Source organism: Paenibacillus sp. IHBB 3054, assembly GCF_051594305.1.
Lineage (GTDB): Bacteria > Bacillota > Bacilli > Paenibacillales > Paenibacillaceae > Paenibacillus_AQ.
Map to the genome: position 1 here is coordinate 1 of NZ_JBOFBG010000015.1, position 25,229 is coordinate 25,229.

At 42.7% G+C, this 25,229-nt stretch carries 32 protein-coding genes; 6 read left to right on the top strand and 26 right to left on the bottom strand.

Annotated features, from left to right (window positions below; all coding sequences use genetic code 11):
• Positions 1 to 176: 176 nt before the first annotated feature.
• Positions 177 to 566, bottom strand: a complete 390-nt coding sequence (locus tag ACQ76X_RS17260) for a hypothetical protein (RefSeq protein WP_438495176.1) — start codon at positions 564 to 566, stop codon at positions 177 to 179.
• Positions 567 to 1,097: 531 nt separating this feature from the next.
• Here ACQ76X_RS17260 and ACQ76X_RS17265 point away from each other — a divergent pair.
• The gene (locus tag ACQ76X_RS17265) at positions 1,098 to 2,600 is read left to right on the top strand and encodes an alpha/beta hydrolase family protein (protein WP_438495177.1); all 1,503 of its coding nucleotides are present in this window, start codon (positions 1,098 to 1,100) and stop codon (positions 2,598 to 2,600) included.
• 163 nt (positions 2,601 to 2,763) lie between these two features.
• Here the strand turns inward: ACQ76X_RS17265 and ACQ76X_RS17270 are convergent, their stop codons facing one another.
• Both ACQ76X_RS17270 and ACQ76X_RS17275 read right to left on the bottom strand, forming a co-directional pair.
• A complete protein-coding gene (locus ACQ76X_RS17270) occupies positions 2,764 to 2,985 on the bottom strand; it encodes a hypothetical protein (RefSeq protein WP_438495178.1) in 222 nt (73 codons plus the stop codon).
• A gap of 78 nt (positions 2,986 to 3,063) precedes the next feature.
• A complete protein-coding gene (locus ACQ76X_RS17275) occupies positions 3,064 to 3,132 on the bottom strand; it encodes a MerR family DNA-binding transcriptional regulator (RefSeq protein ID WP_438495283.1) in 69 nt (22 codons plus the stop codon).
• A gap of 77 nt (positions 3,133 to 3,209) precedes the next feature.
• Between ACQ76X_RS17275 and ACQ76X_RS17280 the strand changes: the two genes are divergently transcribed.
• Positions 3,210 to 3,317 carry a DUF418 domain-containing protein gene (locus ACQ76X_RS17280; protein WP_438495179.1) on the top strand — a complete coding sequence of 36 codons (108 nt, stop codon included), beginning with the start codon at positions 3,210 to 3,212 and terminating at the stop codon, positions 3,315 to 3,317.
• Between the two features lie 67 nt (positions 3,318 to 3,384).
• On the opposite strand, the gene ACQ76X_RS17285 is transcribed toward ACQ76X_RS17280, so the two are convergent.
• The 8 genes from ACQ76X_RS17285 to ACQ76X_RS17320 all read right to left on the bottom strand — a co-directional run bounded on the left by ACQ76X_RS17285 (position 3,385) and on the right by ACQ76X_RS17320 (position 9,600).
• Complete coding sequence (locus tag ACQ76X_RS17285) at positions 3,385 to 4,125, bottom strand: class I SAM-dependent DNA methyltransferase (RefSeq protein ID WP_438495180.1); 741 nt, start codon at positions 4,123 to 4,125, stop codon at positions 3,385 to 3,387.
• 158 nt (positions 4,126 to 4,283) lie between these two features.
• A complete protein-coding gene (locus ACQ76X_RS17290) occupies positions 4,284 to 4,772 on the bottom strand; it encodes an LURP-one-related/scramblase family protein (protein ID WP_038595251.1) in 489 nt (162 codons plus the stop codon).
• 594 nt (positions 4,773 to 5,366) lie between these two features.
• Positions 5,367 to 5,945, bottom strand: a complete 579-nt coding sequence (locus ACQ76X_RS17295) for a hypothetical protein (protein ID WP_438495181.1) — start codon at positions 5,943 to 5,945, stop codon at positions 5,367 to 5,369.
• 110 nt (positions 5,946 to 6,055) lie between these two features.
• Positions 6,056 to 6,703 (bottom strand): hypothetical protein, encoded by a 648-nt coding sequence (locus tag ACQ76X_RS17300; RefSeq protein WP_438495182.1) that lies wholly within the window; start codon positions 6,701 to 6,703, stop codon positions 6,056 to 6,058.
• Between the two features lie 153 nt (positions 6,704 to 6,856).
• Positions 6,857 to 7,450 carry a DUF2441 domain-containing protein gene (locus ACQ76X_RS17305; RefSeq protein ID WP_438495183.1) on the bottom strand — a complete coding sequence of 198 codons (594 nt, stop codon included), beginning with the start codon at positions 7,448 to 7,450 and terminating at the stop codon, positions 6,857 to 6,859.
• Positions 7,451 to 7,572: 122 nt separating this feature from the next.
• Complete coding sequence (locus tag ACQ76X_RS17310) at positions 7,573 to 7,827, bottom strand: cold-shock protein (protein ID WP_438495184.1); 255 nt, start codon at positions 7,825 to 7,827, stop codon at positions 7,573 to 7,575.
• A 155-nt stretch (positions 7,828 to 7,982) separates the two neighbouring features.
• Positions 7,983 to 8,231, bottom strand: a complete 249-nt coding sequence (locus ACQ76X_RS17315) for a hypothetical protein (RefSeq protein WP_438495185.1) — start codon at positions 8,229 to 8,231, stop codon at positions 7,983 to 7,985.
• 163 nt (positions 8,232 to 8,394) lie between these two features.
• On the bottom strand, positions 8,395 to 9,600 hold the full coding sequence (locus ACQ76X_RS17320; protein ID WP_438495186.1) for an MFS transporter: 1,206 nt from the start codon (positions 9,598 to 9,600) through the stop codon (positions 8,395 to 8,397).
• Between the two features lie 119 nt (positions 9,601 to 9,719).
• Here ACQ76X_RS17320 and ACQ76X_RS17325 point away from each other — a divergent pair, with 119 nt between their 5' ends.
• Positions 9,720 to 10,349 carry a TetR/AcrR family transcriptional regulator gene (locus tag ACQ76X_RS17325; protein ID WP_438495187.1) on the top strand — a complete coding sequence of 210 codons (630 nt, stop codon included), beginning with the start codon at positions 9,720 to 9,722 and terminating at the stop codon, positions 10,347 to 10,349.
• 236 nt (positions 10,350 to 10,585) lie between these two features.
• On the opposite strand, the gene ACQ76X_RS17330 is transcribed toward ACQ76X_RS17325, so the two are convergent.
• Positions 10,586 to 11,608 carry a linear amide C-N hydrolase gene (locus ACQ76X_RS17330; protein WP_438495188.1) on the bottom strand — a complete coding sequence of 341 codons (1,023 nt, stop codon included), beginning with the start codon at positions 11,606 to 11,608 and terminating at the stop codon, positions 10,586 to 10,588.
• Positions 11,605 to 12,120, bottom strand: a complete 516-nt coding sequence (locus tag ACQ76X_RS17335) for a helix-turn-helix domain-containing protein (protein ID WP_438495189.1) — start codon at positions 12,118 to 12,120, stop codon at positions 11,605 to 11,607. Before ACQ76X_RS17335 ends, ACQ76X_RS17330 begins: the two co-directional genes overlap by 4 nt.
• 201 nt (positions 12,121 to 12,321) lie before the next feature.
• Between ACQ76X_RS17335 and ACQ76X_RS17340 the strand changes: the two genes are divergently transcribed.
• Positions 12,322 to 12,612, top strand: coding sequence for a hypothetical protein (locus ACQ76X_RS17340; RefSeq protein ID WP_438495190.1), 291 nt, complete (start codon positions 12,322 to 12,324; stop codon positions 12,610 to 12,612).
• Between the two features lie 108 nt (positions 12,613 to 12,720).
• Here the strand turns inward: ACQ76X_RS17340 and ACQ76X_RS17345 are convergent, their stop codons facing one another.
• The 4 genes from ACQ76X_RS17345 to ACQ76X_RS17360 form a co-directional block, all read right to left on the bottom strand.
• Positions 12,721 to 13,476: a class I SAM-dependent methyltransferase gene (locus tag ACQ76X_RS17345; RefSeq protein ID WP_438495191.1), complete on the bottom strand. Its 756-nt coding sequence runs from the start codon at positions 13,474 to 13,476 to the stop codon at positions 12,721 to 12,723.
• 16 nt (positions 13,477 to 13,492) lie between these two features.
• Entirely contained in the window at positions 13,493 to 13,744 is a 252-nt protein-coding gene (locus ACQ76X_RS17350) for a DUF6713 family protein (protein ID WP_438495192.1), read from the bottom strand.
• On the bottom strand, positions 13,729 to 14,826 hold the full coding sequence (locus ACQ76X_RS17355) for an MBL fold metallo-hydrolase (protein ID WP_438495284.1): 1,098 nt from the start codon (positions 14,824 to 14,826) through the stop codon (positions 13,729 to 13,731). The genes ACQ76X_RS17350 and ACQ76X_RS17355 overlap by 16 nt, the downstream gene beginning before the upstream one ends.
• A 130-nt stretch (positions 14,827 to 14,956) precedes the next feature.
• The gene (locus ACQ76X_RS17360; protein ID WP_438495193.1) at positions 14,957 to 15,643 is read right to left on the bottom strand and encodes an NAD(P)-dependent oxidoreductase; all 687 of its coding nucleotides are present in this window, start codon (positions 15,641 to 15,643) and stop codon (positions 14,957 to 14,959) included.
• A 174-nt stretch (positions 15,644 to 15,817) separates the two neighbouring features.
• Here ACQ76X_RS17360 and ACQ76X_RS17365 point away from each other — a divergent pair, with 174 nt between their 5' ends.
• Positions 15,818 to 16,384 (top strand): TetR/AcrR family transcriptional regulator, encoded by a 567-nt coding sequence (locus ACQ76X_RS17365; protein ID WP_438495194.1) that lies wholly within the window; start codon positions 15,818 to 15,820, stop codon positions 16,382 to 16,384.
• A gap of 138 nt (positions 16,385 to 16,522) precedes the next feature.
• Here ACQ76X_RS17365 and ACQ76X_RS17370 read toward each other — a convergent pair whose 3' ends face one another.
• From ACQ76X_RS17370 to ACQ76X_RS17385, 4 genes are all read right to left on the bottom strand, one after another.
• Positions 16,523 to 17,233 carry an ABC transporter permease gene (locus tag ACQ76X_RS17370; RefSeq protein WP_438495195.1) on the bottom strand — a complete coding sequence of 237 codons (711 nt, stop codon included), beginning with the start codon at positions 17,231 to 17,233 and terminating at the stop codon, positions 16,523 to 16,525.
• Positions 17,230 to 18,075, bottom strand: a complete 846-nt coding sequence (locus tag ACQ76X_RS17375) for an ATP-binding cassette domain-containing protein (protein ID WP_438495196.1) — start codon at positions 18,073 to 18,075, stop codon at positions 17,230 to 17,232. The genes ACQ76X_RS17370 and ACQ76X_RS17375 overlap by 4 nt, the downstream gene beginning before the upstream one ends.
• Positions 18,076 to 18,213: 138 nt before the next feature.
• Positions 18,214 to 19,149: a LytTR family transcriptional regulator DNA-binding domain-containing protein gene (locus ACQ76X_RS17380; protein ID WP_438495197.1), complete on the bottom strand. Its 936-nt coding sequence runs from the start codon at positions 19,147 to 19,149 to the stop codon at positions 18,214 to 18,216.
• A gap of 432 nt (positions 19,150 to 19,581) precedes the next feature.
• Entirely contained in the window at positions 19,582 to 19,947 is a 366-nt protein-coding gene (locus ACQ76X_RS17385) for a collagen-like protein (RefSeq protein WP_340898907.1), read from the bottom strand.
• Between the two features lie 387 nt (positions 19,948 to 20,334).
• Here ACQ76X_RS17385 and ACQ76X_RS17390 point away from each other — a divergent pair, with 387 nt between their 5' ends.
• Positions 20,335 to 20,688 carry a hypothetical protein gene (locus tag ACQ76X_RS17390; RefSeq protein ID WP_438495198.1) on the top strand — a complete coding sequence of 118 codons (354 nt, stop codon included), beginning with the start codon at positions 20,335 to 20,337 and terminating at the stop codon, positions 20,686 to 20,688.
• A 327-nt stretch (positions 20,689 to 21,015) separates the two neighbouring features.
• Here ACQ76X_RS17390 and ACQ76X_RS17395 read toward each other — a convergent pair whose 3' ends face one another.
• The 5 genes from ACQ76X_RS17395 to ACQ76X_RS17415 form a co-directional block, all read right to left on the bottom strand.
• Positions 21,016 to 21,195, bottom strand: a complete 180-nt coding sequence (locus tag ACQ76X_RS17395; RefSeq protein WP_076113977.1) for a hypothetical protein — start codon at positions 21,193 to 21,195, stop codon at positions 21,016 to 21,018.
• Positions 21,196 to 21,519: 324 nt separating this feature from the next.
• A complete protein-coding gene (locus ACQ76X_RS17400) occupies positions 21,520 to 22,290 on the bottom strand; it encodes an SDR family oxidoreductase (RefSeq protein ID WP_076113986.1) in 771 nt (256 codons plus the stop codon).
• A gap of 84 nt (positions 22,291 to 22,374) precedes the next feature.
• Positions 22,375 to 23,199 (bottom strand): MerR family transcriptional regulator, encoded by an 825-nt coding sequence (locus ACQ76X_RS17405; protein WP_438495199.1) that lies wholly within the window; start codon positions 23,197 to 23,199, stop codon positions 22,375 to 22,377.
• A gap of 69 nt (positions 23,200 to 23,268) precedes the next feature.
• Entirely contained in the window at positions 23,269 to 23,625 is a 357-nt protein-coding gene (locus ACQ76X_RS17410; RefSeq protein WP_438495200.1) for a hypothetical protein, read from the bottom strand.
• A gap of 260 nt (positions 23,626 to 23,885) precedes the next feature.
• Positions 23,886 to 25,079, bottom strand: a complete 1,194-nt coding sequence (locus ACQ76X_RS17415) for an MFS transporter (protein WP_438495201.1) — start codon at positions 25,077 to 25,079, stop codon at positions 23,886 to 23,888.
• Positions 25,080 to 25,229: the final 150 nt, after the last annotated feature.

The window sequence follows — 25,229 nt, forward strand, 5'->3', positions numbered from 1 at the left end:
TTTACCCCTAACTTTTCCATAATCGAGTTTATTAAATCTGTTTTGGCATGGGAATACGTAACTTTGTCAGTTTGGTTAGATAGACCAAGCATCGCTACATCCCCTAGAATGTCTTCTCGTCCTTAAATTCTTATTGAGCTATCGGGCCCTGTTAGCGTAATGGTATCCTCAATTAATTAATGCTGAATGTGTCCCGGTTTAAGCCATAACACGTCATATCCCATATTACTGAGTATTTCTAGCCCATCATTAAACTCAATTCTGTTTGATCCATTCCACCCATTCTCCAAACCATACAAAACAAACTGCTTAACTATTCCTGGGTAATGTAAATTAAAACCTTCAATATCACCCGAGGTTATTTTCTTTAAGTGAACACCAACTAACAGAGGGCTTCCCGAAATCGGGTCATCCCATGTACAAAATTGGAAGGAACATGTTATGTTCTTCAGTCCCTTTAATGATATAGAAAGAGTGATTTCGCATGCACCTTGGTGGTACTTTTGGTTAATAACATAAACGTATTTTTTATCTCGAACATTGATTTCCCTTGTGCTTTTCTTCATATTATCAGCACCTATTTGAGATTTGCAGTCGTTAAACGTCCTCAGTTAGCTTCATAATCGTGTATCTATACGCTGCATTTTCTTGACAAGTAGCCCTCCCGAACAGATTAAAAAGCCATGATGGTTTTTACATATAATCCATTCATAAATCCAAAACTTCGGTATGCCCAAGAAACAGAGTGAGCAGAATTGCTTTGCTTGGCATGTAGTATGGCAGCGGGCTCATCTGCATCACATCGGCTCCAATCATCATGAATAGCTTGGCGAACAGCATGCCTTCGCCGAAGAGTGATTGGAACTTACTGTGTTTCTATGGTTTGAATAGGCTGGATTAGGTTCCGTTGGAATCTATTATAACCTTAAGCGGCACTCCTTCAAGCTGAAAAGAAACCGTTTTACGAGTCCTCCAATACCGCAAGATCGAATTTCAAACTTGTAAGGTAGATGTAAGGCAAATCGATAGCTTAGGCCAGCCTGGCAGGATAAGATTGGAACAAACGAAAATAGAAATTTTTAAAAAGGAGAATCGAGATGAGGCTGTTTGAACTGTTGCTTTTTTTGTCAAACATCGGCTTGTTTGCATTAACAGTCCTAATAAAAAAAGGACGGCGTAGAATTCCAGTATTCGTTGCAAGCGGGATCGCCACACTTCTGCTGGTCATTCATTGGACGGTGGAAGGATACAGAGTTCAGCTATTTCCCCCATATTGCATAACGATCATTTTTTTAGCCATTTCAGGTTATAGCTATTTTAAAAAAACCGGCCAAAAAAAAATCCCACGATTCATGTTGGGTTCAGCTTATACCGCTATAGCGATAATGCTGGTCGTAACAGCGGGTCTCATGTATGCTTTTCCTGTATATAAACTACCTGAACCGACAGGCGAATTTAAGGTGGGAACGCAAACTTTTCATTTCGTGGATACAAATAGGGAAGAGATTTTCGACGAAGCCAGAGATGGTAAGAGAGAATTGATGGTTCAGGTATGGTATCCGGCTCAAGCTGGCAACGGCAAGTACGCTCCCTTTATTCCCGATCCCCAGATTTTACGTTATATGGCCGCGAACTATGGCCTTCCCGGGTTTACGTTTCAACACCTGAAGTACGTATCCAGTCATGCTTATTCGGGGGCCGAAGTCTCTTCGGCACAAACTTCATACCCGCTGATCCTTGCGAATCCAGGAAACGGCTCTTCCAGGTTCCTCCACACGTCACAAGCCGAACATCTCGCGAGTCACGGATATATCGTGGCAGTGATCGACCACACCTACAATACATTTGCAACCGAGTTTCCGGACGGGCGAATCACGACCAGCACAACCAACGACTTATTCTCGCCCGACCATGATTACCGGACAGGAAGAAAAATTCGCGACAAGTTGGGAAATGTTTTGACCGGTGATGTGGCGTTTGCGCTGGACCAATTCGAGCTCATCCAATCGGGGCAGATTCCAAGTCATCTAAAAGGGAGGATTGATCTCGGTCATGTCGGGGTGTTCGGTCATTCCATCGGCGGAGCGACAGCCTATGACGCTTCTTACGATCCGCGAATCGCGGTTGGAATAGACCTTGATGGAGGGCTTTATCGTCTGCGTGACCGAGAGGGTCTGCGAAAGCCGTTTTTGTTCATCACCTCGGAAAGCTATTTCGAAAAATTAAAAATGGTGATGGATAACCGGGTCTACACGGATGCAGAGCTTAAACGTATGGGCTCAACAAGAGAGTGGGAGGATCAAGTAACGGAAGACAAAAAGTTGGAGCTTGAACGGATGCGCGAAGCGGCCGACAAAGGGGGACAAGTCCTCTATATCGACAATACGGAGCATTTGAATTTTACCGACGCACAGTTCGTTTCTCCGATTTTCAAAATGCTGGGCATTACAGGAAAGATTGCGCCCGAAAGAGCGAACTCCCTTATCAATACCTATATGCTGGATTTCTTCGATATGTATCTGAAAAATCAAGGCGGAATCTTAATGAAAGGACCGGATAGCCGCTTTCCGGAGGTGAAGTTCGTAACCTCGCCATTATAATCACGGAACGGGCTATCGATTTTGATATGCTCCCCTTCAATTAGACAGGTTTAATAAATAAACCGCTACTTGAAGGGAGTTTTCCTTTGTCTAAAAAGAACGAACACAACTCTCAGATTGGGTGAAGAAGGGGAAGCGAAAGCTATGAGCAAAGGGCGGTCTATCAATTATCAGGAACGAATAGACATTGTTCTTTACTGTCTTGCCCCTCCATCCATTTATAAGATTCTATCTTTTCATCAATCATCTTCAGGTTGTTCTTCAGTTCATTAATTTGCGCAAGAACGTTTTTTTGATGGGTTTCCAACAGCTGTCGTCTTGCACTTATTGTAGCCTCTCCTTGACTTCGCAGATCAGAAAAACGCTTCATATCACTGACTTTCATTCCTGTTACCCGCAATCGGAGTAAAAAATGGATCCACGAGATATCAGTCTCTGAATACTGGCGATACCCACTTGTATCTCAATGGATCCCGTAAAGCAATCCGATTTTCTCGTAATAGCGCAATGTGTGAACAGTAAGCCCTGTCATTTCAGAGATTATGTTGGAATCAGTTCCAATAAAATTAATTCAGACTAGTCATTAGCATCTTCAATTCTTGCCTTCCCATGGGGTACGGAATCCTATATTTTATATTAGCCGTTATCTTCTCTCATGGGTGGAGAAAACGAATGCCCCGCGGACCGATTGAATTATTAATGCGAAAAGTATGCTAAACTTAGGATCACCAAAAATCCCCTCGACCTGAGGGGGTTTTTTCTATTGCAATGCATTACGTCTCTCCTAACATTTCCTACAAACGCTAATGATAGATGAAGATGACGGAGAGAACGGCGTCTTATCCCAATCAGCATATTGATGTTCGACGCGAAAGCCGTGACGGGTTAATAAAGAATGCAGCGTATCCTGATCCGTGAACCGACAAGCAATTCGGGAAGTCGTCCGCTTATCCCCCCAATCACGCATCGTGACCCAATGCATGACATGCTGTCTAGCATCGTAACATTGTGTGCCTGATACCTTGACGTTATTCCCATCCTTATCTATGAATGATCCCCATTCTGTCTCCTCTTGATCGGATAAATCCGTTCCCTCCGGATTACGGGTCTCGAATGCAAAGATTCCATGGGGTTGTAAATGTTTGTGAACGGTCGTGAGCAAATCGATTTGATCTTGATCACTTAAAAATGCCTGAAATGCATTACCAGTCAAATAAATCATTGAAAATCGCTTGTCCGATTCGAAGGTACGGGCATCACCTTCCATAAAAGTAACAGTCAACCCTTCCGCCTTCAACCGCGCATATGCGAGCATCGCTGAAGAGATATCTACACCGGTCATCGATATGCCGGCTTTCGACAGGGGTATCGTTGTTAAGCCTGTACCACAAGCAAGCTCTAACACTTCCCCAGGACTCGATCTAGCAAGCTCAAGATAGAACTGATATTTTTCAATTTCACCGTCAAATTCAAGATCGTAATTTACCGGATCTTGATATTCTTCAAGATTGCTATGTTCAATCAACGCCATTCCCCCTTCATTTCTGGTTATAACATTTCGAATAAGGAAAAACATAAATCCAGAACCACATTAATATCTATAGATATTAACTCCACTGTCTGCTTAAATAAATGAGTAAACGTTTTTGATGTATAAGTTATTGTAAGTCTTAGACAAAATAGTCACTGATGAGAAGCAGCAGCTTGGTCAGCCTTCACACAATCAATTGCGACAACGAACGCAATCATGATTGCCTCCATCTCCTCATTCAATATTTGAATCTTGTAGCTATCGCCCCAAGTGAACCACTCCTTGTTCACTTCACCTATGACTACACCATGCTGTAAGACCTGAAAATCCATGTCCCACCAATTACCATGTACCTCTATGTCAGCCGAATCAATCGTATAGCGTGCTTTAAAGAAAGAAAACTCCTTCTTAATCGTTAACACCTCTCGACCATTAACCTCAACAAAAAACTTCGGTAAAAAACTGAACACCTTTTTCGTAATAAGTGCGACTTCATCTCTTGTTGTATTCATAATGGAGAACGTCTTTGGAATTTGCATAAAACTGCCCTCTACATAATAAACATCCTCCTCCTGCTGATTCTTTACCGTAAATTTTCCACTTAGACTGAATACTTTCTGCTTTATATAAAGTTGCTTCATACCCCGCCTCCTTCTCCTCCACAATATAAACCAAGTATATCAAAGATAGGTTATTCAACTATACTGCCCGCTAGCGTAACAGATTTTGTTGTATCTCTTGTGCTTCAACATAATTGCGATACTTATTACCGCTGTAATAATCAACAATAGCTTCAACAAAGGTTTTACCTGGTTCAACACCATCTGCAGGAAGATTGTAATGGAATCGTCACCATTATCATTCTCGTACTCGATAAGTAAAATGGCTTCATCCTTAATAATCAATGCACATGCACGATGTCGTTACCACTCAGGAGATTCATTGCATTAAACTGCCCGTTTGGTTAAAAGAGGCAGCCGATCGTCGTGACCAGCTGCCTCCATGTCATTATTAGGTTATCGTTCTCCGTTAGAGTTCAATGTAATTCAAATCAAAATCGTTGCCTAGAAACAAGTTCCTGTCCTTTGCTGCAAAGGGAACAAGTTCTTGCCTCGACTCAGGACAAAACTTATTCCCTTAAACAAAAAATCGCCCTATTCACGGGAATCATCCTTCAAGTAAAATCCTCCGAAATCATCAATAATTTACTGTCTCCGTTGATGTAACATGAGTAGCTATTTTTGTAAGCTCCATGAATGAATTACTGTATTGTTCTTTTTCAATTGGCTGAACCTTATGACATTCTTATTCTTTAGGTCATTAAATAACTGATAATAATCCTGCTCCAAGGTTTCCCAATCACTATATTTTCCATTTCCAACCAATTGTCCAGTTAGAGTGCTTACATTCGTTTCGTTAAATAGGGTTCCATTGGAAGTTTGCCAATCGGGAATTTTATCTTTCCAATCCGCATATATAAAACCTCTCCACTTGTCCCCTAAAGCTGACTCTAATAAGTTCTTATTAACTTGATTAGCTCCCCTGAACATTTCTAGCCCAGGATGATCATTATCAATGAAGAAATTCCCACAATTTGAACACTGATAAACCGTCTTAAAAAGTGTGGATATTAATGATCGAATTCTCATTGCAGCTTCTTCTTTATCTGTAGACGACGGCCCCGATTTCTCAATAGCATCGTCAATCTCGTCTAGGAGATCAAACTGATCTTGGTCAGAAATTAAATATCCCTTATAGGATAAATAATCAGTCGTGTCGTGTATTCTTTGTCCACACTCACATCTAAAATTCATTAGTTCACCTCAGGCTGACTGCCACTTATAATAGTGCTGTTAATTACAACGTGTACTCCTATATAAATACTACTACATATTGGAATTATCCTGGAATTATACTTTAACCTCTATCCAAGATATGTTAACAATGTTTTTAATGGATTTCCAATTTGCACATCCATTTCACGCTCAACTTTTTCAGCAGTTTCAACCATGGATAATTGAGCGACAGAAATGGTCTTGTTGGGGTCAGAGACAAGCAAACCCTTAATATAGTTTGATACTTCATTCACATATTGCTCCTTCTTTCCTTGCATTATTAGCTCGAATGTATTCTCAATGACTTGAACATCAATTTTAATTGGTTTTGCGTGTGTGGTTGCAAATTCATTAAGCCGTTTCATTGTTCCTTCGACTGTTGCTGGATTAGTAAATAGTAGCATCTGTGGCTCTGTTATATTACAAACGTGATGGATAAATGGCTCATCAATTTTTATTATTGGGACTGATGTCTTAAGTTGTTCTTCGTTGAGAATAGCAATGTAATTAGTACATGTAATTAGAATTGCATCAATATTCGTATTTGCTATCCATTCAATCTGTTCATTCACTTTGTTTTGGGCTTTTGTTAAATCGAAATTTTCATCTGACGCAATTCTGCTCATTAATCCAGGGTCTACAAAGTGTACTAATTCCAAATCATTTGAAGCAATAGCTTTTTGAATATACTCAATATTTGAGTAGTGGGCATGCAAACAACCAATCTTCTTCTTCATATGATAACCACCCTACTTTATTTCCTCTTACACTACCAGTTTATTGTGTTTTTCTCCAGAAACAACTTGCTATACAATCCTGCCCTATAGTTGAATAGCGGGGGATCTTAGAGCAATTAATTCTAGCTTGCTTTTTCAGCGCTTTTGTTGAAATTAAGTGGAGAATTCATCAATAATTTCTACTACTTCGATATCCCCATTAATCAGCAGCTCAGGAAGTTCGTTATTTATATTGCCTTTCCAATACTCTCTGGCTTGTTCGATTTTTCGGGAGAAAGGAATTCCATCTTCCTTTGGTAAAAGATTACCGTCACCTTCAAAGATATTCCCAGTAACCCGAAGTTTAACGATCTGCAAAACTTTACGATGAAAAGAATCGAAAAGTTCTTTCCATTTCAGAGCGTCTTCATAGCTCTTAGCAGCGTATAAGCAAGACAACCGTGAAGGATATTCAGGATATTCTTGCAATCTGACCATTTCAACTATTACTTCTCTAGTAGCTCTGATTGTTTGTTCCGCATATCTAATAACTACATCTGCATTCTCTTTATCCAACTTAAAGCCGTCATTTGTATAATGACTGTGTAATATTTGAATAAAGTCTTCACCTTTGGAATTCATCTGTTCCTTCTCAAAAAAGAAGTGATATAAGGTGTTTTTTTGGTTTTTATCAAAGCTAATTATCTGCCCAATGTCCATTTTTCTTCTCGTGACAATGTGGTAAACATACAATTCACTTCTTTCCATGGACTGCCCCCCATTAATCATTGTTAGCATAAGTAAATTCGGAATTTACCAGCATTATCCTGCCCGTTAGCTTAATTATGAGTCCCGAAAGTCCATACATTTAGGAAATACGTCTCGATTCTTTAGTCCTCTAAAATTTGCACATTCTTAGCTGTCCAACGCTGAGAATCAACCATATTCGGGAACTCGAATAGGTCGAACGCAACTTTTTGACCCTCTTTAAGAAACCGAAAGCCGTTCGGTAGCCTAACAGGGTCTGGTCGTATTTCGCTAAAGTGAACAAAAACATGGTTATCGTCCTGCCCATCTAGCATTATCCGTCCGTAACCTTTATCTTCTTTGAACCATTTGACAATACCACATCTTCTTTCCGCCATTTAAGCACCTCCTCTGTCACTTTATTAAATATCATAAAGATTGAGTTTTTTGCCCAAGCGGTGAATGAAGCAACCACTTTTCATTAACGTTTCCCGTAGCTTAGTGCTTCGCGGTACTATCCATAATGTGTTCACATCGCGTTGAGTGAGTTACCTCATTTTATTTTTTTCGGGAACCCATATACGAAAAGTATCATACCGAGGAACGTAAGGATTGGCACAAAGATATTATCGAAGAAGCCTGTAATATGAGTTTCAGGTAGGGCATCGAACATGTCCGCTTCGTATAACACTGCAATTTCTTGGCTGCGAGCTATCAAAGGGCCCACACGTTCGATAGCATAGATTACTCCAGCAGAAATTAGAAAGGATGCACCTAGTTTTCTGTATAAGTCGTTGCCCATGAAATATTTGTTGCCTCCTCTATTTTTTGTTGATTACTTGTCCCATCATCCCACTTTACCACATTGTTCCAATTACTGAATATTAGAATATCATTACATAACCTAATACTAGTGATTTAACGCTATAGAGCTACAAATTGTAACTATCCTGCGATGAGGGACTTCACTGCTTACTAGGGAATCCGTGTCTCTTCGCACTCCAAGCGATAATCAATGCAACAAGTAGCAGGATCAATAGCGCCACTGGAAAAGACTGAGCTCCAACATGCTCTAGCAACGCGCCACCAACAATTCCTCCGCCAGCGATGGCCAGATTCCATACTGTGGTATTTATCGGCATTGCGATATCCACGCCTTCTTCACCGCTTGCATTAGCTTGGGCGGTTTGCAGCAACGTGGCAGCACCGCCGAAGGTCAGTCCCCATAACACAACTGCTGTATAGACAATCGGTGCTGATGTACCGCCCACCCATAGGGCAACGGACACAAGCACAAAACCAATTAGGCTGATCAATACAAGAGGGCGTAGCATACGGTCAATTAACAGTCCGACAATCCAGATGGAGATAAGTGCGGCTATTCCGAAGACCAGCAAGACAAGATCGACACGCTCTGAGAGTCCGATTGGCTCGAGAAAGGGTGAGATATACGTATATAAGATATTGTGTGCCAACATCCAGGTAAACACCACTATAAGAATTGAACGTAAGCCGGGCATAACAAACACTTGCCTAAAGGTCATTCTTTGATTTGTAGTTTGCCCTGAATAATCCGGAACTTTCCACAGCACCCAACCAATTAAAATAAGAGTGAGTAGAGACATGAGTCCAAAAACGGCACGCCAACCAATCAGGTCACCGAGCATGGTGCCCAATGGTACTCCGAACGTAAGAGCGATTGGAGTTCCCACCATCGCAACTGCCAAAGCACGCCCTTTCAAGATCTCTGGCACCATCCGCCGTGCGTAACCGGCGATCATCCCCCATGCGGCGCCGGCAGCCATACCGGCGAAGAAACGAGCGATGAGTGTCAACACATAACTGGCCGACAGGGCGGTGACGGTGTTAAATACCAAGAATACCGCTATAATGGCGAGCAACAGCGGACGGCGCCTAAACCCGCTGGTAAACATGGCGAACGGAATTGCGGCCACTATGGAACCAATCGCATAAGAAGTTACCAGTTGACCAGCCAACCCCTTAGAAATATTTAGCCCTTCTCCTATTAATGGGAGTAGCCCCGCCGGAATGGTTTCAGTAAGAATACAGATGAATCCTGTCATAGCAAGCGCCAGCAGGGCAAGCCAGGGAAGCTTAACAGAAGCGTCGGCAGATTGAAGTTTACCCGCGGATGATGAACGTTGGGACAATTTTATTTCCTCCTTAAGATGCATTTGTGGATCGATCATTCCATATATTAATCATAGCACATTCACTTGTCAATTATTTATGGATCGAATAGTATAGAATTAATTAAGGAGGTTATCTTATGCCACGAACGGGACGCCCCCGATCATTTAATCGAGACGAAGCGGTTGTTGCCGCAATGATACTGTTCTGGGAACATGGCTTCGAATCGACTTCACTTGCTCAGTTGCGCGCAGCAATGGGAGACATATCTGCGGCAAGTTTTTATGCAGCATTTGAATCCAAAGAAATGCTGTTCCGCGAAGTAGTGAATCATTATATCTCTACTTATGGACAGGTTTCAGAAAGTTTCAGGGATACAAGCATAACATCGAAGGAAGCCATTGAGCAGGGATTAAGGCGATCGGCACAAATGCAAACAGAGAAGTCCCACCCATTAGGCTGTCTTTTAGTTTTGTCTGATGTATCCTGTTCTCCCGAGCATAAACACATACGAGAGATGCTCTCCAAGGAGCGTGAGAAGGTCCGCAGTTGGCTACACGATTGTATAGACAGGGCCGTAGCAAATGGTGAGTTGCCTGATTCCACCGATATTGCCATGCTAGTCACCTTATTTGATACCTTTCTTCGAGGAATCTCGACACAAGCCCGGGACAATGTTCCATACGAGTCAATTGACTCTGCCATTAATCAACTAATGAGCGTATGGGAAATATTATCCGTTAAGCCAAGTGCTCAGGAGACTGTTTGAGCAGCGGCCGCGTCATTTCTTGTTACCTATCTCAGTGACACTCAATGAATTGGTTGATATCATACAGTCTTCAGTAGTCCATGTGCATCTCATATTGTGCAAAACAAAGACTAACAGCCTCCTGATAAATGGGTTGCTGTTAGTCTTTGTAACTGCCTATTATTAAACTAATCTGCCCTTTAGTTTAACAAAAGCAGCCGATCACGTTGATCGGCTGCCTTCTTGTTATTATTGAGCTAACGTTTCCCGTTGCTCGGAAAGCGATCGGGAAATGCAGCGAAAAAGTTAATCATTTCATCGGTTATATTCCATCCGAACGCACTAGTTAGAGCGGGATCCCTGAAAAATGCATTTGCAACGGTATAGTTCAATTTCGCATCGTAGCACACATAACAAATATCTCCACTATTACCTGCAGGCTGCTGAAGGTTCAACGCCATTGTCGTTGCGTGCACGGAGAAATCCACCTCACTAAGCCGAAACGCTTTCAATTCAGGATAAAGGCTCGACGTAAAATGAAGTTGCATCTGTTGCAAATCATATATGAGACTGAAAGCAGTATCTTTCCGCCGAACCGCTTGTAAAGTTTCCAGCATGAATTTGAGTCGGTCATTCTCGAAAGCAGGGAACCCACCAGTAAGATAAGCCGCCCCTTCCACAAAACGTTCCATTGAGTTGTATTCGTAATCGCTGTACTTGCCCCGCCAGCACTCATCTACGTCTTCCAAGTCTCTTATCGCCTCGGAATATGGTGTGTTCGCCATAATTGGAAACGGCAAACTGTCGCTTTTGTATACACGCATGGTTCCGTCTATAAATTCGAATATTGCGCAATCACCAGTGCGGTCAGCTATCATATAATGCAACCGTGACATCGGCTCTACAATTCGGACCAGTGAAGCCGCTAGTTCCGCTTCTTTCACCGTGGCACAAGTATCAAGTAGCATTTGGATCCACTGTAGCTCACCGATCGCAGGTAATTCCTCGTCATTCGAATAAGTAGATTGCCATAGTGTCGTCTGTTCCACTACGAGACCTGCTTCGTTGAATCCGCAGTTAGGCATTTCTTTGCCGACTTGCGAGACGGTCAGACTTCCGTATCTAGAAATCCATTTTGCTGGCTGATTTGGCGGTTGCACTAGTGCGCTTTTGGCAACACCACGCTTATTCGTGAATATGTACACTCCTGCGTAAGGAATATCCTGATTCTTTGCAAGCAACCGGGTTCCATCCCCGCCGAAGTAAATTGCAGTACTCATGGTCGGTTCCTTCCCATTTCCAGCTTCATTTCGAGTTCTTCTACCTGTCCCGCATCAAGCTCAGCTAGTACGATATCAAATATCCAGTCGATCCGTTCGTCATTCTGCTGAAGTGCGGCAGCAATTCTTTCTAGGCGATGCTGGGCAGCCTTCTCCTTAAGAAGCTTCCGTTTTTTTTCTCTATAAGGTTCAATATCTTCTTCATCAGCCCTTTCCTCTACAAGCTGTGCCACCTTTTGCTCCACTAATAGGATATGGAGTTCGATTTTTCCCAAAGGCGTCATTGGTTTTGCGAAATTGCTGCTATCAACGAATATAGCTCCATCAACACCAAAATAATCGGCGAGCGCCTGCAGCCGTTCTTGTGGAATCGGCCGGCGTTTTTTAATCCAATCGGAAAACTGCTGCGGTGTAATCTGAAGCTGACGGCCAATACCTGAATAGGATTGTTCGTTAATCATGACCATATATTCCAACACTGTTTTGGATTGGACCTGTTCATGCTTATCCATGCAATCACTCCTCGACGTAATTTATGTCTATACAATATCTCAAGACATATTTTATGTCAATAGAAACGACATAAGTTATGTCATTTGGATGACAAGAATATCCTTTCCAATCTTATGTATCCTTCTATTTTGACGTTTAAAAGAAAAACCCGGTTGCAATCGTCCTTTTCTTACTAATGTCTTGAATTTTGGAGGGAAATCGTGAAAAAAGAAAATAGCTTGTTGCCTATTTCGATTATTATTCTCGGAGGATGCTTAATTTTATCAGCTTGGGTAGTATCTAATGGGTTGAAAAGCCAAGAACATTTAGAAAAATCTCTAAATACCACTACTCAAACAAAAGCACTAATGACTTCTGACGAAGCAGCACAATACATGGGAATTTCATTAGAAGATTTTGATTATCTTATTAAGAGTCAAGCTGAGTTTAAATCAGGAATTAGCAATACAATATGCTTAATAAATAATGGCTTAAGAGAGCTCCCAGCATAAATAACCGCATTTATAGACAATGGGTTATTTTCATGTCCAGAATCAACACTGTACTTAAACATAGCCAAAAATTTAAATAACCATGATTCTCTATAATCGAAGCTTGATCTATACTTCTCCCCAAAATATCTCAGTTTCATAATCGAATAGAACGATACCATCCTGATTATTCCTATCAAATAGATTTCGCAGTTCCGTCATCATCGGATTGTAATTCGGATGCCCGGGTACAGGGCTGTAGGAAGATGATTGCAACCGGCCTCTCAAGCCCTCGAAATCGAACTCCTGACTCATTCTGAATCGCACTTCCTGCATCGTACCTTCCTTGAAAAAAGAGAGAAGCATCGTCTGAGAAATATTTTTATGATTGACTTTTTCGTAGTCTGTTCCGTATGTATGAAGCAGTTGATCGTACTCTTCACGAAATGAAGTACCGTTTGTAAGACGGGAATTCCAGATTAGTATTACTCTCCCGCCCGGCTGTAGAATTCTACGGAACTCGGTTTGCGTCGCTAAGCGATCAAACCAGTGAAACGCTTGTGCGCAGACAATAAACTCAACCGACTGATCAGGTAATCCAGTAGATTCTGCAGAACCTGATATAGTCTGAAAGTTCGGATTGCTTTCTAACATTTGCTCGGCGGCTACCCGCATTGCCTGATTCGGCTCGACCGCGATCACATAACTTCCGCGTTCCAGAAGTAGCTTTGAAAAAATTCCTGTACCTGAACCGATGTCTGCTATTTTACTGTTCGAACGCAAACCGACGAAGTCGTACAAATAATCAACAGCCTCTTTCGGATAGCTCGGGCGGTACTTCAAATATGAATCGACCCGGTTCGAAAATCTTTCTCTATTGTTCATCTCTTGTCACTCTCCTTTAAAAATACATTAACCCAAGAAGATGTAACAAACCCAATAAGCCCATTGGATATATAATTAATCTTGAGTATAAGTTCTTAAAATTATTATTTGGATGCTTCTCAAAGAAAAAATGAGCGATCGAGTGAAAAATTAAAAATAGATCTATTATTACGAAAGATAAAAGTTGTTGACTTATAAATGAAAACAATAAAACAGTATATAGCGGTAGATAAAATATCAGAATTCCCCAACTTAAATTTTCCACCATGATGAAAAAGGAACGGAAAACTCTCCAATTAATGGAGTAGTTTCGCCGATTTTAGGAGTAATTAATTTAACTTTTGCTTCGTTTGCCTTTTTTAATGCTCGTTCCACCGGTTCTGTCCAACCATGATAAGCAAGGGTAAAAGCTCCCCAATGAATTAACATCATATTCTTCCCATTTACATCTAAATGAGCCTGAATCGCTTCTTCAGGTGTCATATGTACCCAAGGCCATCGTTTATCATATTGACCACCTTCAATTAAGGTAATGTTAAATGGTCCGTATTTTTTTCCTATTTCCTTAAAATGTGAATCATATCCTCCATCTCCGCTGGTATAGAAACGTGTATTTTTTCCAAGAATAACCCAACCACCCCATAAGGTAGTATCGCGATTAAACATTCCTCTACCAGAGAAATGTTTCGAGGGAGTTAAAGCAATAGTTAAACCTTGAAACACAACTTCGTCCCACCAATTGAGTTCTGTAATTTTTTCTTTTGTAACTCCCCATCGATTGAGGTGGGCACCTACTCCATGAGGAACAAAAAAATGACCGGCCTTACTCTTTAGTCTTTTAATGGATTGATAATCTAAATGGTCATAATGGTCATGTGTAATAAAAACAGCGTCCAAAAATGGCATTTCATCAATAATATGCAGCATATCTTTACCGTATCGCTTGCTGCCCGCGAAGGAAACCGGTGAAGCAACAGGTCCTAACATAGGGTCTACCAATAGCTTTTTATTATCAATATTCATTAGGAAAGCAGAGTGCCCGAACCACGTTAAACTATCTTCTTCACTTTTTATTTTATTCCAATCAATGTTTGACACCTGAATAGGACCCCTAGGTTTACGATCTTTTCTTCCAGTGATAGAATCCTTAATCATAGAGAGGACATCCATAGCACTCATGTTCATCTTTGTTGGAACCTGATTGACAAATTTCCCATTAGAAAAATTATCAAACCCACCATACACCAGTTTTTGTTTTTTAGTTGAGTTTCCGCCAAACGTTGGGTGTATACCTATAAACAATGAAACTAAAAGGATTGATACGACTAAAAAAAGGAAAACATAAAACATTATTTTTTCATCCCTTCCTGAAGATTGATAAGCATTCAGATTCACCAAATCATGTCCATCGTTAACGATGAACTTCACATTGAAGCCTTACCGCTCAGCCACAAGCAATGCTGCCAATCTAATCAACAAGTTATTGTCCAACATTAACGATCTTCCTGACCCATGCTGGCTCACTCGCCGCCGCCCGCACAAGGCAGTCGGCACAGTCTGCGAAGGACAGCGGCCGGAACGGAGCGATGCGTGCTGCTGGTCCTGCTGTATAGTTCAGAGTGGCAGCCGCGTTATTCAGCCCCGCCGGTCGTACAATGACCCAATCCAGGTCACTCCGTTGCACCGCATGCTCGGCAATAGCCTTATCCTTGATCGCCTTCGAAAAGATGCGGCGATTAATGCCTATCACCCACCGATTGCCTGCGGAAAGCTCCTTCCCGTCGCTCAAACCAATGCCGCTCTGCATGACTAGGCGCTTAACTCCAGCACGCTGACAGGCCTTAAGAATATTCGGGATTCCCTCCGACATAACGGTACCCGGTGAGAAGTTTGCCGCAAGGGCATTCAGATTTCCCTTCGACATGACGTTACCCGGCGAGAAGTTACTGGTTGGACCAATGCAACTGATTACCACGTCTGTACCTGCAATGGCTTTGGCCATACCCGACGCGTCGAATACATCCCCCTGCCGGGTGCTGAGCCGCTCTGCAGGGGTAATGACTTCCGGCCGGCGAGCCACGGCTACAACCTCATGTCCCAATTCAAGTGCCCGCTCCATCACCTTTCTTCCAGTTCCCCCTGTTGCTCCAATAATAGCAATTTTCATTGAAATATTCCCCTCCGACTTAAATGCACATTAGTGTATTAAGAAGCAACTATGTATGTATAATTGTAAACAGAAATAGAAAGTCTACAATTCTTAAAAAGGCAGGTTCCGTGCATTAGTTCACATATCCTATATAATTGTGTATTTATTTATAAGAAAGTTGGTGATCCTCAAGTGCTAAAGATAGATAGAAGGATACGTAAATCCCAAGAAGCAATAAAAGTGGCTGTTATTGAACTGATGATTGAAAAAAAATTTGATCAGATTACGATACAAGATATTTCCGACAGGGCAGATATTAGCCGAAGAACCATCTATCTTCACTACACGGACAAATTTGATCTTCTGGACAAGCTCATCGAAGAACATATTGACGATATAAGGGAACTCTGCGATTCGACAGACGATGACGCCGATTATGTAGATGCGGGATTGTTATGGTTCGAATATTTCGAGAGTCATTCTTTATTCTTCTCCGCGTTGCTAGCGAGTAAAGGGAGCCCTTTTTTCCGCAATCGATTCCTTGAGTTTTTTCTCCAAGAATTAGAGAACAAAGAGCCCGAAGGGAGCAATCAAGGATTAACTGACGGTGAGAATGTTGAGATTCAATTCTTAGGAGCGGCTATCGTAGGGGTAGTGGAATGGTGGTTCAAGAATGGAATGCCTCTCCCTCCATCCTTTATGGCTCAACGAGTGGGGTCATTGCTTGAACGGAATCTTGAAGTTTCTGGACACACTTAGCATCAAATAGCCCCCGCCCAGTAGTGCAGACAGGAGCTGGTAAGACGCTATAAACGGATCCTTTACGGCATGCGACAATCAGCGGGAAATATGATACGGTTCACCGCACTGTCTGTAACGGCATGTTTTCATCAAATTCTACTCATCCTTTAACCGTCGTTGATACAAAACAACAGACACAATCGTTAATACAACCGTCCACACAAAAGTAATGAGGAGGGGTTTTAATACATCTCCCGTCGTAAAGCCTGTATTGCTTATACCTAGCAAATGCACAAGCTGACTGCTTGGCATGTAATCCAGCACTTTGAAGATCGGATAATCATCAACTAGTAAAGTTCCCCACGTTGCCCCAGTGAATACGAGCATCACAGGCATTATAGATAATGACGCTTCAAGCAACGTCTTGGAGAATAAACCACATATCGTCCCGACTGCTGTGTATAGAATAATCGAAAGAATGATTGCTGCCACAAACGCCCATATACTAGCTGGCTCATAGCCAAATAGATACGTAGCAATAGCCAGAACAACAGCAGACATTACAAAGACTAAACTGCTTTTACCGATTAGAACATCCATGGTTGTGGCCGGAGTCATCATTAATGATCTTAAAGTGTTACGCTCCTTTTCTTCCGCAATCAAGCAGGCTTGTACAAAAGATGTTAGTATCACAAACGAAAGATTAAGAACTGTAGCGAAAACTCCAGGCAAAGACGAGCCTGCACCTCGAAGAAGAAGTGCGAGGATAATTGGGAAAATCAACATAATGGAGACCGCATAATTGCGTGAAAACTCTTTGTAATCCTTCACAAATATCGCTCGGGCACGTTTTAATGAGATACTCATAGTAACTCACTTCCTGTCATTTTAATAAAAATATCACCTAGACTTGGCTCTTTCGTTTCTAATCGATCAATTAACCCTCGTTTCATCCAATCCGCTATTTGATCAGCCGTCTCCTCACCAATCGGAAGCTCGTAGGTTTCCCCATTAATTAAGTCAACACAAATTACGTTTTCCCGGTGCTGTCGTTTAAGTTCCCTTGGTGAGCCGATGGTTTGGATTTGTCCCTGATACAAAATCGCTACACGGTTACATATCAATTCTGCCTCAGCCATATCATGCGTAGTTAAAAAAATCGTTGTCCCTTTCTCATTTAAGTAGCGTAAGCCTTTATAAATATGTGCTGAATTTACTGGATCTAAAGCCGAAGTAGGTTCATCTAAAAATAATAATTCCGGCTCATGGATAATCGCGCAGGCCAGCATGACACGCTGACGCATCCCTTTCGATAAGAGATTGACTTTCTTTTTGCGCTCTCCGCTTAAGTTTACAAAATGCAGCACCTTATCGATCGAAGATCTGGGAAGATCATATAACTGACGATACAGCTCTAAATTTTCCTCAATCGATAATCTCTCATATAGACCACTGTTATCCGTCAAAATGCCAAAACGCATCTTCTGTGCAGACTGCTGCATCATCTCCGCTGGCTGGTTAAATACACTTACCTGTCCACTTGTCGGGTTTAACTGCGCAGTTAAAATCTTGATTAATGTTGTTTTTCCTGCACCACTCGGACCTAGGAAACCAAAAATTTCCCCTTTCGGAATTGAAAAAGACACATCCGCTAACGCATCCTTATTTCCAAATCTCTTTCGAATACGTTCTACTTGGATAACATCCACAAATACCACTTCCTTAGAATTGATGACTTAAATATATAAAGATTGTATGCTTCCAGCCATCAAAACCCGCCGAAATGTAGCTATTACCGCCTGAATGGTACCACCCAATGCTTGATTGGTTCGATATTTCCCCGGAAATTAAATGTTAAGAAGTGCTTTTAATTCATGCAATTTTGAACGGGATAACGGAACCACCGCATCTTGACCTGTATTTAACCGCAAGCTGTAGCTATTCTTCGTCCATGTAATAATCTCTCTTACTTTTTGCAGATTAACGATGTAGGACCGATGACACCTAAAAAACCCGAAATTCAACAATCTCTGCTCCAGCTCGGTTAGCGTCAACGCACAGTCATAATTTTCCCCGCCCACATGAACAAGGATCGAACCCTCTACACTTTCTATAAAATCGATTTCAGGCGGATTAAATAAAATTACTTTGTCATTTCGTTTGGTAGAGATCTTCTGCAAGGTTATATTGGCCTCGTCTTGTTTCTGTACTTCCTGCTTATCCTCTTCGGAGTCCCGAATATCCAATGGATGAAATCCGGACTCGTTCAACCGGTAAATGGCATCACAGGAAATAAGGGCATCCTCTAAATTCGAAGTTAAAATTAATACTTGCTTCTCTTTCAAAAGGTCATCTAGAATCCGTTTGAATTGACGGCGATCTTGTTCTTCCAAGTAAAAATAGGGTTCCTCCAGTACAAGTGTAGGCTGATGCGCAAAAAAGACACGCAGCAAGGTCACATACATTCTTCTTGATGAGCTTAGGTCTTTGATTTTCACCTTCCGCTCTTCTTTTAAAGCAAAATAATCCATCAACGAAGCGGCACGCTCATTCCTCTCCGATACTCTGATTAGAAAAGTGATTAGCTCTTCCACCGTTAAACGCATATACTCGTTTTGTTGAACCCGAAATAAATAATATCTGGAATGATCAACTAATTGATCCATTAAAAGCTGCTTTCGCTTCAAGTCGGTTATAATGCCAATCGATTGGTTCGTTGTCATATTTAATTCGATCTTCGGTAGAAATAATTCACCATCATAATACATCGGTTGAAATTGCATGCCGTCCTCCCGGTCTTTGAATTACACCATCCATCAGATTTTCTACTTTTTCAATTTTGTTCCTCTAATTCCTGCTCAATAAAAACGGTTTATGTAATATTTAATGCAAATATTAGTCGGGAGCATCTTCAAGTCATTTCTGCACATAAAGAAAAGCCCAAGCCTCTTCACCGCTTGAGTTTTATCGATAGTAGTAATATACCATAGAGATTCCATTCATGAATTACATATTGGAATATAAATTTGCATGTATTGCTTGAAAGAACAACTTTGTGCTACTTATGTTACGGTTCACCGCCCTGTCTATAACGGCAAGTTTTAGGGCCATCCTTTTGTGGGATGGCTCTTTCTTTTCCCTCGCTTTGTTCAACAATCGTATCCGTTAGCACAACAAAGAGAACAGCCCGCAGGCTGTTCTCTTTCCTGTCTGCCTTAGAAGCAGGTGAACGAGCTAATCCGATTCAAATCAATGCCGAAGTACGCCCAGAAGAAACCAGTCCATCTGAACCCTGCAATAGAATTACGCCCGACGAATACCGGGAAGAACCAGAATTGCTCGCCGTTGTTCAGCCAAATGTATGTGTTGCGGAACAGGCATCGTCTGATTCCCCCGGGGTCGATGGCAAAAGCGGTAGCCGGCATTTGCGGTACGAATTGCGGTGGAGGAGCCGTCGGCGCTTGAACGCCTCCCGGTGCACCTCCCGGAAGCCCCGGTCCTCCCGGCACGCCAGGTCCGCCAGGTCCGCCCGGGAACCCCGGAAATCCTCCGCCAGTTCCCGGTGTTGGAAAAAATCCCATATGTGATCGCTCCTTTCAATGAGTAGGCATAATCATCATATGCATTCGCGGAAAGGGCGCTTGGGCGAATGCCAATAAAAAATCCCCGCCCAGCCGAAGCTGAACGGTAGTGAAATTAAGCCGCTTTTTTATTCTTGGGCGGTTTTTATTTTTAATGAAAATCATTTGATCTCAATAATGTTAGCACTGGCACACTAACTGCAAGTGCTCAAAATTATATTACACCCTATACTTCTTATGCCGGTTTCAAAGCAATTGTAGTTCAATAAAAGTTCCAAGCTCGAAGTGGTTCCTTGTTTTTAAGGAATCACTTCTATTTTTATCTTAATCTTCCAATGATATTTTCCGATAATTGTATTATTGCATTATTTGAAAGGAGAGAGGGTATTGTCTTATATAGCCGCAAGTAATGGAAGAGCCACAGCAGAATGGTCAGCTTATGCCCATTTGGTCATCGGAAATCGGGTGCAAAATGAAGAACGGGGCATTAAAACAAGTGATACCAGCAATTCGATGAGTTTTGATGATTTTATGGGAGCGATTCAGAAGGGCGAACAATTAAATTCGTACAATGCGCGCCAGATTTCTAATGATGAAATTTTAAACAATCGTATATATGAACAGCACAATGGTGTTTCTGCTGAGAGTAAGTTTCGTTTCTCCACGTTGCAAAAAGCTTATGAGCTAGGCCTTGTGGATAGCACCGGTGTGTTAACTTCTTCCTATCGCAGTAAAGCCTGATTAGAAGTCATTCTGTCATGTCCATTATATTTGAACAAAATCACCCTAACGGGTGAATCAGCTTTCTAGCCAGCGGTCATTCGTCCGCTGGCTCCTCTTTTCTCACCAAGGTTCCATTACAAGCTGGACAGAAAAACTAAAAGCCGCAAATAAGCGGCTTCTTAGCATATATGTTCTTTTCACCCGACACTGCTTCTACGTCCGGTAAGCTTTTATTTTTGGCTCCATGCCCCTAGTGAATTGCAAAATGCAGATTGACATTTACGATGAAACGTCATAGATTTATGCATGCTAAATCTTAGTTATGAGGAAGCCACTCGAAAAAGGCTATGCGCTCTGGCTTGGTTTCTTGCGTATACTTGTGAGTTCAAAAGCCTCTTTAGGAATCCCCAGTTCATGAGCCTTCTTCTTTTTAATCACCATGGCTTGTTGTAAGCTAGTGGCTTGAAATTCAACTGTGGTGCCAAGCGGATCCTCAAATGCATAGTAACTTTTTTTATTGGACATTAAAACTTAGCGCCTCCTCATCTTATTCTCGAATGATTTTGCCTGGCCATGTTGTCAATGCCACAAGCATTTTATCTCAGCCCTTACCCAATTCTCGGGCCGCGGGAGCTATATCCGCTTGCAATGACGCTGGATGCCGCGAGAATACAGGCATCGGGACCGTCGAGGTCCCGCATAACCATCGATGTGCTCAATGCATGCTAATATTGTGCGTCTCATCTTAGAGAACTATGCGCGAAGGCCGACCTCATAAATCAACAACGAACTCCAACAACGATAAATAGAATGTATTTTCGTCCACCTTAGCTTCTGTTCTGACATAGTTTACAAATGCGATCCGCCGGTCGCATCGATCATTTGTCCCGTTATCCATCGGCCGTCAGGTGACGCGGTGAAGGCGACAATGTCTGCGATATCCGAAGGCTCGCCAACGCGTCCAAGTGCCGACATCTCTACCGCAGACTTACGGCCATTGGGCGTGTGTAGCCACGATGCGTTTACGTCGGTATCGATTATGCCGGGCATGACAGCGTTCACTGTAATACCACGCGGACCCAGAAGCTGAGCCAGGTGTAGGGTGAATGTATTTAGTGCGCCTTTGGTTAGGTTGTAGGTCATGATATGCGGATAGGCAATTCGTGTCACTCCAGATGAGATATTGATAATGCGCCCTCCGTCTCGAAGACGTCCGATCGATTGCTGGACGAGGAAGAACGGCGCCTTGACATTGACCGCGAACAGCCTATCAAAGTCCTCTTCGCTCGTCTCTTCAAATGATGGGGATGTGCCGATGCCGGCATTGTTAACCAAGATATCAAAATGGTTGATGCCCGTTCTGCGGATAAGTTCCTCATCCAAGACCTGAAGAAGTCGATCGACTCCCTCCAGAGAATCCAACTCTGCACCGATGGCAAAAGCTGTACCTCCCGCTGCTTCGATCGCAGAAACCGTCTCTGCCGCCGCATCCCTCCGTGTGCGATAATGTACTGCGACTAGCGCACCTTCGGCGGCGAGACGCAGCGCGATCGCTCTCCCTATCCCTCGGCTGGCTCCTGTAACGACTGCGATTCGACCTTCCAAACGCTTCAAATTCATGTATATCCACTCCTTATAATGGGTTGATACCATGATAAACCCTCCTCATAAGGGGAGAGTCAAGGAATGGACTCCAATCTTTTTTCAGACTCGTTCAACCGGCACGATCACCTCTGCCAAACGTAGCTGACCATAAATATCTTTATCCGACGTCAGATAAATCTCCCGAACCGGTATCGCCTCAAGTGGCCGGTAGCCCGTGCCAGCAATCCAAGCCCGTAGCGTCTCGCTCGCCTTGCAATTATCCTTATACGGGTCACATTGATGAGTAAAAGAGGCAGCTTCCTTCATGCCAGGCATTTGGTGAATCTTCACCCTGCCGCTATTAGGAATCGGTTTTGAGACAGGAATAGCGACCTCGATGTCCGAAGGCTCTTCATCGCAATCGCTCCTCCGATGCCAGACGATTGTCATCTCACGGTCCGGCTCTTCCCCTTGTGAGCGGACATACTGCTTCAGTTCGTCGAGCAACAGACACAGTTGGTTTTTTGGCAAAGTCTCGCGGACGTAAGCGACGAGAACCGGATCCACGCTTCGAAGCAAGAACTTCCCTTCCTTCGCAACCGCCTCATTCCGTTCAATCCGCACGAGTCGCTCATCGATCACCGTAATTTGCTGCTGAGCCTCTTGTATCTGGCGCTCCAGCTCCTTTCGTTTCTCAAGCAACGTGCGCTCCGCTTTCGTCAGAGAGGCGGTTCCGGTGAGCATCGGCCGCATCTTCTCAAGGGTTAAGCCCTGCTCTTTGAAACCCGCGATACGACGGATCGTTAGCAGTTGCTCCGCAGTATAAAAACGATATCCCGATTCTTCGTCCACATGCGCGGGCTTTAACAAGCCGAGTTCATCATAGTGGCGCAATGTCTTCACCGTCACGCCGCTTAGTTTCGCGAACGCCCCTATTTTGAACATCCTACTCCCCCCCTTTTTGTGAATTCTTAGTATCGGCCTGTTCCCCTATTTATTCAGAAATATATCAATTCAAAATTCCAGATCGTTCTTAGCTAAATCCAAAGCTACAGCAATTTTAATCTGATTTATCTTACTACGTCCCTTGATCAAATTCTCTATTGGATACACATCAACTATAGGTGCTATTTTTAAATCGTAGCGATCCAATTCAATCTTAATAACTGAGTGTATATCCACAAGAAAAGTAATAATGTCTTCCCCCTGCTCTGGTGTCCAATATAAGATGTATGCTGTTTTCATTGCGGGAAAGGTCTCACTAATAATATTTAGAAATCTTTGCATGGATATATCATTGAAAAGTTGAGTTCTTGAGGCGCTTAATTCTTCTCTAAATGCTTGTTCTGTCATTGTCCCTCTAAGTTTCATGACTTGCCCTACTCTCCGATAATAAACATACATTTTTTACAACTTTTCCCATATGAGGGGTCATCGAGTGGTTTGTATATCCGTTTTTCGTCCATATATCTCATCCAATTCATTAAGCTTCAAATTATAAAATAGTTCTTAACTATTTCTGCTTTACCACCGCACTATCCTGCCCGTTCGTAGGATGAGGTCAGCCAGTTTTGACTAGTTGACCTCTTTTGTTCATAGGAGATTCCATCGCATATTGATCGGTTTTTTCTTTATACACCAGGCCGCGGCTTATCATAACTCGCTGGAGAACTTTTTTTATTTCCTATAGCCAATTGAACGATAATCTGAAGCACGATGATTACAGCCAAACCATAGAATGCTTGAACGAAGCTGCCCGTTGCATCGTGGAGCCAGCCAATGGCTAGCGGCCCAAGCGCTCCGAGAATGTAGCCACCAGATTGGGTCATTGCGGACCAGCTACTGGCTTCCTGAGCATTGCTTGTTTCATCAATGGGCAACATCAGTGCAATCGGGAACAGTCCACCCGCTCCAATACCGAGTGGAATCGCCGCGAGCCAGGGGCTAACGGATATGTTCAGCATCAGGACACCGATCAACTCCAATAACGCACACCCGACAAGCCAGAATACACGTCTTTGGTAACGGTGTACAAGCATGGGAATGAACAACGTAGAGGGCAGCGATATCAATGTAAATAAGGTTTGGATGTTGCCGGCCGTCTCTTGACTATACCCCTGGCTTTGGATTGCTGGCGCAAGCCAAGCGGTTAACGAATAGAAGATCGCTGCCATCAGCCCAAAGAATAATGTCAGCACCCAGGCACGCTTATTGTTCACCGGAAGTGGTGCATTAGGTACACTCGAAATTTTACCGGATTGCCGATCTGTGCGCGCAGACCAGGCTAATCTTAACCAGATCGGCAATGCAATGACTGCGAGTAATGCCCATAAAGCCAACGAGCCCCTCCACGATCCAACCAGCGTATGCTGAAGCGGAACCGAAAGTCCCACACTAATGCTGGCCCCCATCACCATCGCTGTAGAATAGATACCCACCATGGCTGCCACTCGGTCAGGGAAATACTGCTTAATGAAGCTGGACAACAGCGGCCCTGCCAATGCAATCCCTACACCGGACAGAAAAGAAGTGAACATCATCAAAGGAGTTGTACCAACAAACCATCGTAATCCCGTACCTAACCCAATGAGGATTAAAGCCAGAACAATTGCGCCCTCATTTCCCCACCTTCTGCTTAATCTTACGGAGAACGGAGCAAATATGCCCATGCATAATACCGGAAGTGTGGTTAACAGACTGGCGGTAATCCCGCTTATACCCAGATCATTCTGTATGGTGCTCATTAGAGGAGAAATGGATGTAATTGGTGGTCGTAAATTCAGTGAAGCCAGGATAAGCGCCAAGACGATATAAAAAAGTTTCATTATGGATCACCTCATGGTAGTAGTATCGTTGCATTCACCCATGATCCTATTTGTTAATGACAGATCATTGGGTGGTGCACGATAAGTATAGAATCATTAGAATGATTGAACAATACTATAGTTTCTATTAAAATGATTACTAAAACCAAT